The sequence below is a fragment of the Nocardia sp. NRRL WC-3656 genome (assembly GCF_000720265.1).
Lineage (GTDB): Bacteria > Actinomycetota > Actinomycetes > Mycobacteriales > Mycobacteriaceae > Nocardia > Nocardia nova.
Genome location: NZ_JOJF01000010.1, coordinates 15307 through 29463 on the forward strand (window position 1 = coordinate 15307; position 14157 = coordinate 29463).

Annotated in this window: 15 protein-coding genes; 6 read left to right on the forward strand and 9 right to left on the reverse strand. The window is 68.6% G+C overall.

Features of this window, described 5'->3' with window-relative positions:
* Positions 1–9 precede the first annotated feature (9 nt).
* Complete coding sequence (locus tag IG65_RS0114565) at positions 10–915, reverse strand: MBL fold metallo-hydrolase (protein WP_231509209.1); 906 nt, start codon at positions 913–915, stop codon at positions 10–12.
* A gap of 157 nt (positions 916–1072) precedes the next feature.
* Here IG65_RS0114565 and IG65_RS35895 point away from each other — a divergent pair, with 157 nt between their 5' ends.
* On the forward strand, positions 1073–1513 hold the full coding sequence (locus IG65_RS35895; RefSeq protein ID WP_051756022.1) for a MerR family transcriptional regulator: 441 nt from the start codon (positions 1073–1075) through the stop codon (positions 1511–1513).
* On the opposite strand, the gene IG65_RS0114575 is transcribed toward IG65_RS35895, so the two are convergent.
* The 3 genes from IG65_RS0114575 to IG65_RS0114585 all read right to left on the reverse strand — a co-directional run bounded on the left by IG65_RS0114575 (position 1507) and on the right by IG65_RS0114585 (position 4541).
* Positions 1507–2802: a sensor domain-containing diguanylate cyclase gene (locus IG65_RS0114575; RefSeq protein WP_030515453.1), complete on the reverse strand. Its 1296-nt coding sequence runs from the start codon at positions 2800–2802 to the stop codon at positions 1507–1509. The two genes, IG65_RS35895 and IG65_RS0114575, sit on opposite strands and share 7 nt — an antisense overlap.
* A gap of 31 nt (positions 2803–2833) precedes the next feature.
* On the reverse strand, positions 2834–3637 hold the full coding sequence (locus IG65_RS0114580; RefSeq protein WP_030515454.1) for an SAM-dependent methyltransferase: 804 nt from the start codon (positions 3635–3637) through the stop codon (positions 2834–2836).
* A 118-nt stretch (positions 3638–3755) separates the two neighbouring features.
* Positions 3756–4541, reverse strand: coding sequence for a maleylpyruvate isomerase N-terminal domain-containing protein (locus IG65_RS0114585; RefSeq protein ID WP_030515455.1), 786 nt, complete (start codon positions 4539–4541; stop codon positions 3756–3758).
* 420 nt (positions 4542–4961) lie between these two features.
* On the opposite strand from IG65_RS0114585, the gene IG65_RS39675 reads away from it, so the two are divergent.
* The 3 genes from IG65_RS39675 (at position 4962) to IG65_RS0114600 (ending at position 7088) form a co-directional block, all read left to right on the forward strand.
* Complete coding sequence (locus IG65_RS39675) at positions 4962–5729, forward strand: DUF6319 family protein (RefSeq protein ID WP_030515456.1); 768 nt, start codon at positions 4962–4964, stop codon at positions 5727–5729.
* Between the two features lie 102 nt (positions 5730–5831).
* Complete coding sequence (locus IG65_RS0114595; RefSeq protein WP_030515457.1) at positions 5832–6209, forward strand: MerR family transcriptional regulator; 378 nt, start codon at positions 5832–5834, stop codon at positions 6207–6209.
* Between the two features lie 15 nt (positions 6210–6224).
* On the forward strand, positions 6225–7088 hold the full coding sequence (locus tag IG65_RS0114600; RefSeq protein WP_030515458.1) for a TIGR03619 family F420-dependent LLM class oxidoreductase: 864 nt from the start codon (positions 6225–6227) through the stop codon (positions 7086–7088).
* A 7-nt stretch (positions 7089–7095) separates the two neighbouring features.
* Here IG65_RS0114600 and IG65_RS0114605 read toward each other — a convergent pair whose 3' ends face one another.
* The 3 genes from IG65_RS0114605 to IG65_RS0114615 are packed head-to-tail and all read right to left on the reverse strand — an operon-like array spanning position 7096 to position 9781.
* A complete protein-coding gene (locus tag IG65_RS0114605) occupies positions 7096–8637 on the reverse strand; it encodes a GGDEF domain-containing protein (RefSeq protein WP_081879489.1) in 1542 nt (513 codons plus the stop codon).
* Positions 8637–9236 (reverse strand): hypothetical protein, encoded by a 600-nt coding sequence (locus IG65_RS0114610; protein ID WP_081879490.1) that lies wholly within the window; start codon positions 9234–9236, stop codon positions 8637–8639. The genes IG65_RS0114605 and IG65_RS0114610 overlap by 1 nt, the downstream gene beginning before the upstream one ends.
* Positions 9233–9781 (reverse strand): pyruvoyl-dependent arginine decarboxylase, encoded by a 549-nt coding sequence (locus IG65_RS0114615; RefSeq protein ID WP_231509211.1) that lies wholly within the window; start codon positions 9779–9781, stop codon positions 9233–9235. The genes IG65_RS0114610 and IG65_RS0114615 overlap by 4 nt, the downstream gene beginning before the upstream one ends.
* Positions 9782–9981: 200 nt before the next feature.
* Here IG65_RS0114615 and IG65_RS0114620 point away from each other — a divergent pair, with 200 nt between their 5' ends.
* Complete coding sequence (locus IG65_RS0114620) at positions 9982–11703, forward strand: sodium:solute symporter family protein (protein ID WP_228798864.1); 1722 nt, start codon at positions 9982–9984, stop codon at positions 11701–11703.
* 12 nt (positions 11704–11715) lie between these two features.
* Positions 11716–11979: a hypothetical protein gene (locus tag IG65_RS0114625; RefSeq protein WP_036524535.1), complete on the forward strand. Its 264-nt coding sequence runs from the start codon at positions 11716–11718 to the stop codon at positions 11977–11979.
* A 10-nt stretch (positions 11980–11989) separates the two neighbouring features.
* On the opposite strand, the gene lhgO is transcribed toward IG65_RS0114625, so the two are convergent.
* Positions 11990–13192 (reverse strand): L-2-hydroxyglutarate oxidase, encoded by a 1203-nt coding sequence (gene lhgO, locus IG65_RS0114630; protein ID WP_030515464.1) that lies wholly within the window; start codon positions 13190–13192, stop codon positions 11990–11992.
* A 108-nt stretch (positions 13193–13300) separates the two neighbouring features.
* On the reverse strand, positions 13301–13963 hold the full coding sequence (locus tag IG65_RS0114635; RefSeq protein WP_030515465.1) for a YcnI family protein: 663 nt from the start codon (positions 13961–13963) through the stop codon (positions 13301–13303).
* Positions 13964–14157: the final 194 nt, after the last annotated feature.

The window sequence follows — 14157 nt, forward strand, 5'->3', positions numbered from 1 at the left end:
GCCGCGACCTCAGCCGTCGTTCGCCACGCCCACGGTCTCGTCCTCGGCCCGCAACCGCTGGGCGGCCGCGTGGTCGTGGGTCGGCACCACCGTCACCGTCGTGCGCGCCAGATGCAGCCGGTGCAGTGTGCGGAAGGTCAGATCGCGATCGTCATCGGCGAAACCGCCCGGGTAGCTTGCCTTCTGACGGATCTTGTCGATCTGCAGGTGGTGCCAGGCGGCATCCCCGGCGAGCAGGACCCAGCCCCGCCGGGTGTGGGCGAGCACGCCGATACTGCCGGGGGTGTGCCCGGACAGATCCACCAGCACCACGGTCCCGTCGCCGAACAGATCGTGGCTCGCGGTGAACGTCAGCACCGGCGGTCCGTCGAGGTCGTATTCGACCACGGGCCGCTCCCGCAGCGCATCGCGGACGCCGCCGACCGGCGCGACCGGACCCGTCATGATCCACCGCTGCTCGACGCGATGCATGTGGACGGGCAGTCCCGGCAGATCCAGCAGGCCGCAGACATGATCCCAATGCGCGTGCGTGGGCAGCGCGAAATCCAGCGGTCGCGGATCGTGTTCACGCAGCGAGTCGACTGTCGCCACGGTTGCGGCCGGCGGACGGACCGCGACCCGCAGGACCGCCGGGAGTTGCGCTATCGCGCGACGTTCGGCATCCAGGCAGACGCCGGGGTCGACCACGAACCGGGCCTGCGGATGTTCGACGACGAAGGCGGTCAGCGCGTTGTCGATACGGCGCGGCGTGAACGTTCCCTCGACGACCGCCGCCGTCGGCACCGACCGTGGTGCCTGCGGCAGCGCGCGCACCGAGACGACGCCTCGGGGCTCGGGCAGCCCGGCATCGGGGATCGAGGCCAGGAAGCGCCGATCGAGCCGGCGGGGCAGCATCAGTCCGCGCACGGAACCCACTGCGGCAGTGCAGCATTCGAGCACACTCGGTGTTTTCACCGGATCCGGCATGTCATTCGTCCGTTCTGTGGGTGGGCCGCGAACGACGGGATCGTCGCCACGTGTTGTGGCACGATAAAACTTAAGGTCGACATGAAGTAAAGGGGTGAGGCCGGCGATGGACGAGGGACTGAAGATCGGCGACGCCGCCGTGGCGGTCGGAGTCGAGGCGCATGTGCTGCGCCACTGGGAATCGGTCGGGCTGCTGCATCCGGCCCGCAGTCCCTCCGGGCATCGCGCCTACGACGAACAGACTCTCGACCGGGCACGGCTGATTCGCACCCTGCAGCGCACCGGGTTGTCGCTGCGCCGGATCCGGGAACTCGGCATCTCCGGGCGCGACGAACGGCTGGCCCTCATCGCCGCCGAGCGAGCGCAGTTGCGCCGCCGCATCGACCTGTTCGAGGCCACCGATCGCTTCCTCGCCCACATCCTCGATTGCCGCCATCCCATCCTCGCCGAATGTCCCGACTGCTCCGGTTTCCTCGCCCGATACGGCGACGAGCGCGACCGGCACGAATTCGCGGATCGAGCCCCCTCGCCGCTGCCGGCTCACTGATGCAGGCGTGACCGGCTGCCGGGCCGTTGCCGCGCACTCTTGTTGCGGTACATCGCGGTGTCGACGGCATGCATGAGATCGTCGACCGCCTCGGGCTGCCGGGTGACCAGCGCGGTGCCGATCGAGGCGCCCACCGTGATCGACCCACCGGCCACCACCACCGGTTCGCCGAGTGCCGCCAGCAGCCGGGACGACATGTCGACCAGTTGCGTCTCGCCCGCGCACCGCTCGATCAGCACGATGAACTCGTCGCCCCCGATCCGAGCGGCCAGCCCATCGGGCTCGGCCGCCGCCCCCAGTCGCTCGGCGACCGTACGCAACACGCGATCACCGATGGTGTGCCCGTAATCGTCGTTGATCTCCTTGAATCCGTCCAGGTCGAGATAGCACAGTCCGATCGGCGGCTCGGCCTGCGCCAGCCGGTCGAAGAACAGCAGCCGATTGGCGAGCCCGGTCAGATCGTCGTGATGGGCTTCGTGCCAGAGCCGGTCGGCCAGCGCCTTGCGCTCGGTGATGTCGACGGCAACCCCGATCAGGAATCGCACCCTGCCGCGCGCGTCCCGCACCACCGACATGGACAGGTCGATATCGGAATGGTGACCGTCGGGCCGGGTGAGCGACGTCTCCATCCGGAAGCGGTCCAGACCGCCGCGCAACAGCTGCTGGAACTGGGTGTAGGCCTCACCGACGTTGCCCTCGCCCAGCACCGCCGCCACCGACCGGCCGAGGATCAAGTCGATCGGCACACCGAGCATCTCGGCGAAAGCGGCGTTCACGTCGCGGACCCTGCCGGTCTCGGCGTCGATGGTGCCGATGCCCACCGAGGCGCCGGCGAAGATGGCGCCGAACCGGGCCTCCGACAGTTGCCGCCGCGCCTGTTCCTCACGGACCGCGGCCAGTGCGGCGCTCAGCGTGGTCTCCTGTTCGGCCAGAGCGGCACCGCGCAGGGCCGCGGTGAATCCGGCGGCGAACTCCCCGGCCACGGTGACGGCGCGGTCGCGCGCGGTCTCGTAATCGGGGTCACCGGGGTCCGGGCAGATCTCGGCGACCATATCGCGGCAGATCACCGCCACCGATCGGCTCACCGCGGCATCGTCGCGATAATTCGCGGCGACCAGCGACGAGGCGGCCAGCCGGGCCGCCTCGAGGCCGACGGTGCCGCGCAGCGTGCCCAGCAGTTCCTCGCACAGGCCGGTGAGCAGGGCCTCGATCTCGGTTCGCGTCAGCGTCGGCGCGACCACTCCGTCGAGTGCGTCGGCCCACCGCGCCGCCAACTCCTGCGAACCCACCCTGCAACCCCTGCCTATCCCGTGGACCCCGTCACACCTTGTGCCCCACGCCGCCCAAACCGAGCGAGCGTCCCGGCGTCTCGTGCAGGTCACGCTCGGATTCCGGGCGCCACAGAGGTAATTCGACGACGCCCGGCTCGACCGGTTTCCAGCCGGTGAACATGTCGACGATGGCCGCGCGGTCGCGGAAACGGATTCCGATGCCGCTGGTCGATTCCTCGTGAATCCGTGCGGCCGCCTCCGGACGGTGTGCCGAGGACAGATGGGAGATCGCGATATAGCTGCCCGGCGCCACGGCTGCCCGCAACGCGGCGACCTGCTCGCGCGGACGTTCCTCGTCCTGCAGCAGATGCAGCACGGCGACCAGCAGCAGACCGACGGGACGATCGAAGTCGATCAGGCCGGTCTCACGGGCGCGCGCGAGCAGTTCCTCCGGCTTGCGCAGATCCGCCTCGATGGCGCCCGCGTGATCGTTGCCCTCCAGGATGGTGGCCGCGTGGGTGACCGCGACGGGGTCGATGTCGGCGTAGAGCACCCGGATCGAGGGATCGATGTCGTGCGCGACCTCGTGCACATTCCCAGCGGTGGGAATGCCTGATCCGACATCGAGGAACTGCCGGATCCCGGAGTCGATCATGAATCGGACCGCCCGGCGCAGAAAAGCGCGGTTGCTCAATGCCAGCCGCGGCAGATCCGGCACCAGCTTGCGCCCCTCCGCCGCGGCGTGCCGGTCCACTTCGAAATTGTGGGAACCGCCCAGCAGCGCGTCGTACATCCGGGCCGGGCTGGGCCGCTGCATATCCACGCCCTCGGGCGCCCACGCTGGCCTGTCCACTCGAATCCCCTCTTGCCGATCGAGAATCGGCCCGCCGGCCCGCGGGGGCCGGGGCCGATCTTGTCGAAGCCCAACTGTACGCCCACGCGGGTCCGGTCCGCGGACATGCGTCGGCCGCTCAGACCAGATTGATCGAGTCGAGTACGCGGGCGCCGAGCTCGGCATCGCCGGTGATCGCGACCGCGCCCGCCCGCCACGGCAACCGCCGGGTACCCCACTGCGGAAACTCCAGCGCCAGCGCGGCGATATGGGCGGCGGCGCCGGCGGCCTGACCGGGCCGCACCCGCAGCCGCCCGCCCCGCGGCTCGATCCGCCAGGTGCCGCCGCCGGGCCCGGTGAAAGTCAGCGCCACCGGGGCGTCGAGCCAGCTCAGCGCCTCGCGATGGGAACGCTCCAGCAGTACGGTGAGCCAGGTCAGGATGGCGTTCATGCGCAGCGCGTCGGTGGGTGGCGGGGGAAGGTCGAGCGCGGCCGCGATGTCGTGGCGCAGATGCGTGTGCCAGTCGAAGAGCAGCATCGCCGGAATCAGGTCCAGCCGGTGCCAGCCCAGCTCACCTATCGGGAGCTGTATGCGCCGTATCCCCGCCGCGGTGAACAGCGACAGCGCCCGCACGCCGCGCCGCGACCAGGTGTCGAATTCCGGCAGTACGTGACGCGTTGTGTGCGAACGCTTTTCGTCCACCAGCTGTTCGTTGAGGCGCTCCAGATCGCGAGTGGCCACGATGGCGGCGGCACTGGGGGTGAGCAGCGCGCGCACTCCGGTCGTCATGTGGATGACGACCTCGGCCACCGACCATCCGGCGGCCGCGCTGGGCGCGGCCCACTGCTCCTCGGTCAACTCCCCGCAGAATTCGAGCACCGCGCGGCGCTCGTCACTCAGGCCGGGCAGATATCGCGAACTCATCGGCAGACCTCGACGACCACCGAACTCCTCATGAACAGCGCACGCTACCGGTTCGTGGTCGCCGGGAGCCAGAGCGCGCGCCGATTTCGGCTCCGGACCGGCGCCTCGGCACACTGCGGCAACGTCGCCGCACGCGCCGGGACGTCCGTCTGCGCCGGTGCGCGGGCGAAGGGGCCGGCCGCACGGTTCGCCGAAACATTGCAGCGGTCTCGTACGCGGGCGAACCGACGGAACCACATCGACGATTTCGGATGCCGCGTTGTGCATGCGGCCGAGTTCGCCGCGCGCGGATCGACCGATTCGCTGAGCTGTTGCCGATATGTCTGCCGGAACCCGGGTGTCGCGCGCGATGTGGACTTGTCGGTGCCATGGGGCATGCTCTTGGCACGCAGATGTCTACGAGCCCGCCCGGAGTACACCATGTCGTCCCCACGAACCAAACCGCAACCGTTGTCCGACACCGAGATTCGACAGATAGCGGCCGAGCTCGCCGACGGCCGGCCACCCATGGTGTGGTTCACTCCGGCGGCAGTGGGAGTATCCGAGGGGCGTTCGGGCAAGGTGATCGCACTCGGTGATCCGGCCGACGGCGATTTCCTGCAGGTCCGGCCGACCGGATCGAAGGATGTCATGTCGTTCTCGCCGACCGAGGTGACATTGGCCAAGCCCGCGCGCAAGGACAAGCGCACCACCACATCCGAGACCACCGGCGCTACGCCGCCGGCAACGAGGAAGGACACCGCAGTGAGCATGTCGTCGTCCGTGACCGCGCCATCCGCGCCGCCCACACCGGCAGCGGTGCCCGCCGCGGCGTCGAAAACGCCTGCGCCGCAACCTGCTTCGGATCAGAAGCCTTCGGCCAAACCCGCCGCCACGCCGGCCGCCCGTCCCCAGAAGTCGGCCGCGGCCGCCCGCAAATCCAAGGCCCCCGAGGTGACGGTCACCCTGTCCGGCACCGCCGACGGGGAATGGACCGTGGACGTGGTGCACGGTAAGAAGCGCACCATCAAGGGCCTGGCGGTGGCGGGTGCCTCGGTGGCGCAGGCCGCGAAGCTGCTGCATCCGGAGGTCGCCGAGGTGGTCGACTCCGTGCTGGACGCCGTTCGCGACTCTCAGCGCGCCAAGGTCGAACAACTGCAGGCCGAACTCGAACAGGCCCGGCGCCTGCTCGACGAACTGTCCGGCTAACCGGGCCGCACACCACAGCTCCCTCCGAATACGCGGCCGCGGCCTTGCGTTGACACCGATGACAACGTTTAGCGTGACGGCTGCAGTGGCGAGAGGGAATTCATGCTGATCGGAGAACTGGCCGAGCGGGTGGGAACGAGCGCCCGGATGCTGCGGTACTACGAGCAGCAGGGTCTGGTCCGGTCCCGGCGGTCGGCGAACGGCTACCGCGTCTACGACGAGCACGAGGTGGACGTCGTACGCAAGATCCGCGATCTGCTGGAGCTGGGGTTCGATCTGGCCGACACGCAGCCGTTCGTCACCTGTCTGCGCGCAGGCAACGGGTCGGGTGACGAATGTCCGGAATCTGTCGAGTCGCTGCGTCGCAAATTGGCCGAGATCGACGACGCGATCGCTCGACTCGGCGCCGCACGCCGGCATCTGACGGATCGGATCGACGCTGTCACCGGACCGCCGCCGAAGTGTGCGTTCACCTGCTAACTCGGAGGTTTCCGGATGCGTTTCGCGGTCAGCTACAGCACGGCATTCAACGGCACCGATCCCGATCGGCTCGTAGCCTTCGCCCGGCATGCCGAGGACTGTGGATTCGAAGGGCTCTACGTCCAGGATCACATCGCGCTGTATCCGGGGGCGGACTACGGCGCGGGCGAATTGCCGCCCACCCTGCCGTATTTCGATCCGCTCGACTGCCTGAGCTTCGTCGCGGCCGCCACCCGGCGGATTCTGCTCGGCACCGGCGTGCTGTTGCTGCCCTACCGCCATCCGGTCGTGCTGGCCAAGCGGCTGGCGACGATCGACGTGTTGTCGCGCGGCCGGATGCGGCTGCTCACCGTCGGCCTCGGCAGTCTGCCGGGGGAGGCACGGGCGCTCGGGGTCGACTACCGCACCCGCGGCCGCCGCGCCGACGAGGCGATCGACGTGCTGCGGCTGCTGTGGGCGGGCGGTCCGGAGGGTGTCGGTCACCGTGGTGAGTTCTTCTCCTTCGACGATGTGTGCAGTTACCCCAAACCCCATGGCGTGAGCGAACTTCCCATCCATGTCGGAGGTTCCAGCGCGGCGGCCGCGCGTCGTGCCGGGCGGCGCGGCAACGGCTATTTCGCCGGCGGCATGCTGACCGAGGCCGAACGCGACCGGCAATTCGAGCTGGCACGCGAGGCCGCTGCCGAGGCGGGCCGCGACCCCGCGGCTCTCGAGTACACGCGATGGGGCTCGGCCGATATCTCCGTCGACCGCGCCGGACAACTCGCCGAAACCGGTGTGCATCGCCTCGTCGTCGGATTCGCCGGAGCCGAGCCGGCGCAGCAACACGATCAGATGTCGGAATTCGCCGAACGTTTCGCGCTCGCACCCGAGGTGTGACGCCGGCTCACACCGCCGGTTCGTGCCGGCGCACTCGCCGCCGGCTTTCGGCCTGGGGGAGATGGCGCAGGTCGTCGTGGAAGGCGCAGCCGAGCGAATAGTCCTTGGCGTGGTACATGGCCGAATCCGCTTCGCGCAGTAGGTCGTAGATGGTGGCATCGGTGCTGCGCGGGCCGCTGCAGGCGATGCCGATGCTCGCGCCGATGGTCACCTCGGTGACCGACAGTTCGAAGGGTTTGCCGAAGGCGGCCAGCAGTTTCTCGGCCAGAACGGCCGCCTCGGCGCGGTTGGCGCCGGCCAGCACCACGAATTCGTCGCCGCCGTAGCGGGCCGCGACATCGTCGCGGTGGATGACGCGGCGGATGCGGGCGGCGGCGTTGGCGATGAGTTCGTCGCCGACCGCGTGGCCGTAGCTGTCGTTGATGGTCTTGAAGCCGTCCAGATCGAGGAACAGCAGGCAGATCGGGCGCCCGGCCCACAGTTCGCGATTGCGCGCCGGGGCGCGCAGCAACGCCGACCGATTGAGCAGGCCGGTGAGCATATCGTGGTCGGCCTGGTACTGGGCCCGGCGTTCGCTGCGCGCGCTGCGCACGATCGCGCGCTCGCTGCGCACCAGCACACCCACCAACAGCGTGGCGAGCAGTGTGGAGACCACCACCCGGTCCACCGTGCCGACCCGCGCGCCGACGGTCGGCACCAGCGAGGCGACCACCAGCGTCACCGCGATCACGCTGGCGCGCTGCCGGGACCGGTGCGGATGCACCCGGCGGGCGCCGCCGAGGGTGACCATGGTCGGATGCAGCGCCGCCAGCCCGACCATCGCATAGGCGACGAGCAGCGGCGTCAACAGCATGCGCGCGTCGAGATGTACCGAGCCGGCGGACTGCAGGTTGTAGCCGAGGTCGGCCACCAGGATCGCCAGCAGGCCGACGTGCACCAGCCGCAACGAGGTCTCCGAGCGCGACGACGTGACCACGGAGTGGGTGACCAGCGTCAGCAGTAAGGCGTCGATCACCGGATAGATCGGCATGATCAGCGCCGAGGCGTCCCACTGCCGGGTGTTGTGCAGCACCGGGGAGATGAGAAAGGTCCACGAGGCGAGCAGCGCGCCGAGCGCGATCAAACCGGAATCCAGTACCAGATCGCGCTGACAGCTCGAGCGCCGCGGCCACAACCAGAGGAAGGCGGCGACTCCGACACCGCCGTAGCCGGCCAGCGTCGCCAGATCGTCGTACGGCGGGAAGCCGCTGCCGGTGAAATCGCGCAGCAGTGTTCCGGCGGCGAACAAGACGCCGGAGAGGGCGAGCAGATACCAGGCCGCCGGCGCGGGCGGCCGATGCCGGCGCACTCCCGTCCCGATCATGGTCAGCGTCGCGACGACGACACCGAGCATCGCCGTCAGTGACAACGCCGGGGATTCGGCGATCGCCAGGACCGCCACGATCGAGACGACAGCCGTCGATAGCGCTGTGCGCCAGAGCTTTTCCGGCGGCCAGGTGCGCAGCGGCCGGATGCGGGTGGTGTGGTGGTGCTGTGTGCCGGATGTCATCAGCCCCCCTGGTCCGCGTCGTCGTTCAGGAATCGAGCCGCGTAGTAGGTTTGTGAATCCTCGACCGCGACTTCCACGTTCGCCTGTTCACCGACCGCACTGCGCAGTGCGTCGGCAAACGAGAATTGAGAATTGTTGTACGAGCAGATGTCCCAGCCGACGACCCCACCATCTGCCGCCAGGATCTGGACAACTGTACTGATCATGGCATGAAAAGCCACCCCGTGTCGCGCAGTTGGGGTAACAAGGGTGAAACCTGCATAGTAAATCGCATCGCGCTCGGCGTGTTGCGGAAACCGTGTCGCAAAATACTCCGGACTGATCCACGGCACGGTGTCCAGATGCCGCGTCAGGGTGGTGAGTCCGATCGGTTCACCGGCCGGTGTGCGGGCCACGATCTTGTCGACCCGGGTGTCGGTCATCTCCGCGCGGAACTCGTTGCGATGCAGCACTTGCCGAGCGATCGCGCGCGCTCGCAGCGGTCCGAAGGCCTGCTCGTAGAGGTCGTGGAAGAGGTCGATCTCGGCGTCCGCGATCGCCGCCTCGATGGTGATCTCGACGCCCGGCCACGACGCCCCGATTCCGAGGGCACCGCTCACGGACGATCCCAGCCGCTGGCCCGGTAGGCGGCCAGCACCAGCGCACACGTGTCGCGCCCGTCGGCGCGCGCCGCGACGGTGGCGGTGTGGACCGGGCCGAAGCGCGCCGGCCGGGCGGCGGTCATATCGGCGAGGCTGGCGTTGATGAGATCCTCGACCTGCCCGGTCGTTTCGGCGGCGTGTTCCACGAACAGGCCCGCGCCGGAGCCGTCCGCACACAGGGTCCAGCCGATCCCGGCGGCCGCGGTGGCGCCGGGCGATCGCGCGTGCCCGAGGGCGTAGACGCAGTAGAGACGATCGCCCCAGCCGATCCGCTGGCGCACCCGCGCCGTCCGCCGCACCTGCGCCCGGGGCGGGATCACCGAGGATAATCGGATCAGATTCGCCTCTCCCACACCGAGTTCGCACAGGGCCGCGTCGAAGGCGGCCACCTCGGTAGCGCCCGTTCCCGTCGCCGTGCCGATCTCGATGGTCAGCGTCGCAGGTCCCTCGCGATCGCGATCACGGCGGCCGAGTGGGTCGAGCGAAGTATGAGTTGTGCGCATCGTGTTCGATCCTTCCCGGGCTCACCAGTGTTGCATTTTGCAGGGCGATGTTTCTCTAAATTCTTCCTTCGAAGAGTGGCAGATCGACCCGATGCGCGCCGCGCGGGCGGCGGACTGGCCCCGGAGATGCACTGGGGCGCGCTACGATCCGGGCACATCGTGACCCGGTCGACCGCTGGTCTTTCCGACAGGAGATCCGTATGCAGCCGCTAGCTCAGCCACCGCACCGGTTCGATTCAGCGGCGGCGGTGCTGGGGTCGGATCAGCTCCGGCTCGATGCCGCGCCCGTCGATTACGCCTTGGTCGCCGTGTATTTCGTCTTCGTACTCGGAATCGGACTGATGGCCCGCGCACGGGTCTCCTCGAGTATCGATTTCTTCTTGTCGGGTCGTTCGCTGCCGGCGTGGGTGACCGGTCTGGCCTTCATCTCCGCGAATCTCGGTGCGGTCGAGATCATGGGCATGTCGGCCAACGGCGCCGAATACGGCATGCCGACCATGCACTACTTCTGGATCGGCGCGGTGCCGGCCATGCTGTTTCTCGGCGTGGTGATGATGCCGTTCTACTACGGCTCCAAGGTGCGCAGCGTCCCGGAGTTCATGCGGCGCCGCTTCGGTACCGGTGCGCATCTGGTGAACGCGCTCAGTTTCGCGGTCGCCCAGGTGCTGATCGCCGGGGTGAACCTCTATCTGCTGGGTTCGATCGTCAACGTGCTGCTGGGCTGGCCGCTCTGGGTGTCGGTGATCGTGGCGGCGCTGATCGTGTTGTCCTACATCACCCTCGGCGGTCTGTCGGCGGCGATCTACAACGAGGTGCTGCAGTTCTTCGTCATCGTCGCGGCGCTGCTGCCGCTCACCCTGGTCGGCCTGCATCGCATCGGCGGCGTGAGCGGTTTGAAGGACCAGGTGACCGCCCGGCCCGACGGCTCCGAACAGTGGCATTCCTGGCCGGGCCACGAGCTCAGCGGTTTCTCGAACAACTTCCTGTCGGTGACGGGCATCGTGCTCGGACTCGGCTTCGTGCTGTCCTTCGGTTACTGGACAACGAATTTCGTCGAGGTGCAGCGCGCGCTGGCGACACATTCGATCTCGGCCGCGCGGCGCACGCCGATCATCGGCGCCTATCCGAAGATGTTCATCCCGTTCATCGTCGTCATCCCCGGTATGGTCGCCGCGCTGCTGATCCCGCAGATCGCCGAGTTGAAGAACACCGGCCACGGTGACGCGACCTACAACCAGTCGCTGCTCTATCTGATGAAAGAGGTCCTGCCGAACGGACTTCTGGGCGTCGGCCTGGCGGGACTGCTGGCGGCGTTCATGGCCGGGATGGCGGCCAACATCTCCGCGTTCAACACCGTCTTCAGCTACGACCTGTGGCAGCAGTACGTGATCAAGGACAAGCCCGACGGTTACTACCTCACCGTCGGCCGCCTCGCCACCGTGGGCGCCACGGCCATCGCGATCGGCACCGCGTTCATCGCGGGCAGCTTCTCGAACATGATGGACTATCTGCAGACGCTGTTCTCGTTCTTCAACGCGCCGCTGTTCGCGACCTTCATCCTCGGCATGTTCTGGAAGCGGATGACCCCGACCGCCGGCTGGGTGGGTCTGGTGTTCGGAACGCTCAGCGCGGTGGTCGTTTTCATCCTGAACAAGGCCGAGGTGTTCCATCTGTCGGGGCAGGGCTCGAGTTTCGTCGCCGCCGGCGTGGCCTTCGTGGTCGATATGGTGCTCAGTATCGCGGTGAGTATGTGGACCGCGCCCAAACCCGACGCCGAACTGGTCGGGCTGGTGTATTCGGAGACGCCGAAGGACCAGCTCAGCGATCCCGATGCCGCGACGCTGCCGTGGTATCAGCGACCGGTGCTGCTCGCCGGGATCGCGCTGGTCATCGTGATCGCGCTGAACATCTTCGTGGGATGAGGAAGTGACGCCATGCTTTTCGATATCCGCACCATCGTCGGCTCCCTGCTCGGGTGCTACGGCCTGATCCTCGTCGTCACCGCACTCGTCCACGACACCGCGGCCGATCGGGTGCGCACCGGCGGTTGGAACATCAACCTCTGGGCCGGGATCGGGATGCTCGTCGCGGCGGCGGCGTTCCTGCTGTGGGTGGTACTACGCCCGGTCCGTCAGCTCACCGAAGCCGAACCGGAGCAGTCCGAGACCGAACCGCCCGGCGGCCCGTCGGAACCCTAGCGGCCCAACGCTATTCGCCCTCGCGCTCGAGCACGTCGGCCACATGCTCGGCGATGGCCATACTGGAGGTGGCCGCGGGGGAGGGCGCGTTGCGGACCGCGGTGATCGGGCCGAGGCGGTGGATGCGGAAATCGTCGACGAGGTCCCCACCGGCGCCGACGGCCTGTGCCCGCACACCCGAACCGGCCCGGAACACATCGTGCACGCCGATATCCGGGACATACCGTTGCGCCGCGCGCATATACGCTCGCGCCGACAGTGAGCCGTGCACTTCACGCACCCCGGTGCGCCAGTGCCGGCGCGCCATTCGCCAGGTCCCGGGCCAGGTCGCGAGGTCGCGCAGGTCCCGCGCGGAGACCGCGGACCGGCGATATCCCTCGCGGGCGAATGCGAGCACGGCGTTCGGCCCCACCTCGACCTCGCCGTTCACCCGGCGGGTGAAGTGCACGCCGAGAAAGGGATACCGCGGATCGGGCACCGGATAGATCAGTCCGCGCACCAGCTCCTTCTTCTCCGGCCGGACCAGCATGTATTCGCCCCGGAACGGAACGATTCTGGGCCCCGGCCGGTCTCCGGCCAGTCCGGCCACGGTGTCGCTGTGCAGGCCCGCGCACACGATGAGCCGATCGACCACGATCGCCGCGGCGTCCGAGCCGATGCGGATGCCGTCCGAGGCGCGCGTGACGGCGGTGACCGGGAACGACAACCGGATCTCTCCGCCGGCGGCGGTGATCTCGTCGGCGAAGGCGGCGGCGATGCGGGGGTAGTCGGTGATGGCGGTGTGCGGCGAATGCAGCGCGGCCAGACCCGTCGCATGCGGTTCGATCTCCCGGATCTCGCCGGCATCGATGCGCCGCAGTCCCGGCACGGCGTTGCTGCCCGCTCGTTCGGCCAGCGCGTCCATCCGCACCACGTCGTCCGGGGTGACGGCGACGACCAGTTTGCCGACCCCGTCGTAGGGAAGTTGCTTCTCGGCGCAGTAGTCGCGCAGCAGCTGCCGCCCGCGGGCACAGAGGATGGCCTTCAGCGAGCCCGGTTCGTAATAGATTCCGGCATGGACGACTCCGGAGTTGTGCCCGGTCTGATGGACCGCGACCCGGTCCTCCTTGTCCACGACGACGACCCGGGTGCCGGGCCGGCGGCGGACGAGTTCCCGGCCGATCGCCAGTCCGATGATGCCGGCGCCGATGATGCCGACGGTCTGCTCCGGCACGCTCACTCCCACTCTCGCCCGAGATCGGCCATTGCGCTCGTGGTCAATGTACGGGCGGTCTCCGGCGATCGCGTTTCCGGGGCCGATCGGGCGCCGCGGCGGTGTCGGCTACCGCCGAGACCGGTTTCGCGTGAACATCGTGGCCGCCGCGAGGACACCCAGTGCACCGAGCACGATGCCGATACTGCCCAGCCATCGTGCCGTGGTGTCGGTTTCGTGTTCCTCGGCCGCGGCGGCGGCGTGGACGTCGCCATGGTTGTGCGCCCCGCCCGCGTGTGCCGGCGCCAATGCCAGTGTCGGAGCGGGGAATTCGGGTTCGCTGTCCCCGGAGGAGGGTTGGTCCCATCGCACGACCCGGCCGTCGGCGTAGGTCTGGGTGGCGGGCAGGGTGACGGTGTCGGCATCCGGTAGTCCGTCGGCCAGTATGGAGAACTGTTCGAACTGCCCGGCCTCGATGCCGCTGCCGGTATCCGCCATCCAGGTGACGGCGACGACCCTGTGGTTGTCGTCGCGGGTGACCTTGGTCTTCCAGCCCGGCACGGGTTCGGTTTCGGCTTCGGTCAGGGCCGGAAGCTGCACGCTCAATTGGGTGGTGGCGCTACCGGTGGCCGATTCGTTGGGTACCCGGAAGGTCAGCACCGCCGAACCGCCGCGCGCCGCGTCCGGACCGGAGACGGTGACGTGGGCGAGAGCCGGGGCGGCCGCGAGGATTGTGGCCCCCGCGGCGGCGACACCGGCGCGTGCGGTGCGGTGGAACCAGGAATCGTTCATGACGCGGTCACTCCTTCGCGAAGGGAAAACGGAGACAACCTGTGCTGATCGTGTGCACGATATCCCGGAAGGGCGGCGCCGGCGCCGATCCCGGCGGATTGCTCTGAGCGCCTTCGCTGTTCCGCCGGCGGCCCCGCACCCCGATACCCGGCAGATCACCGGATATCGGGGTGCGGGTGCCGCGTCGTCTCGCT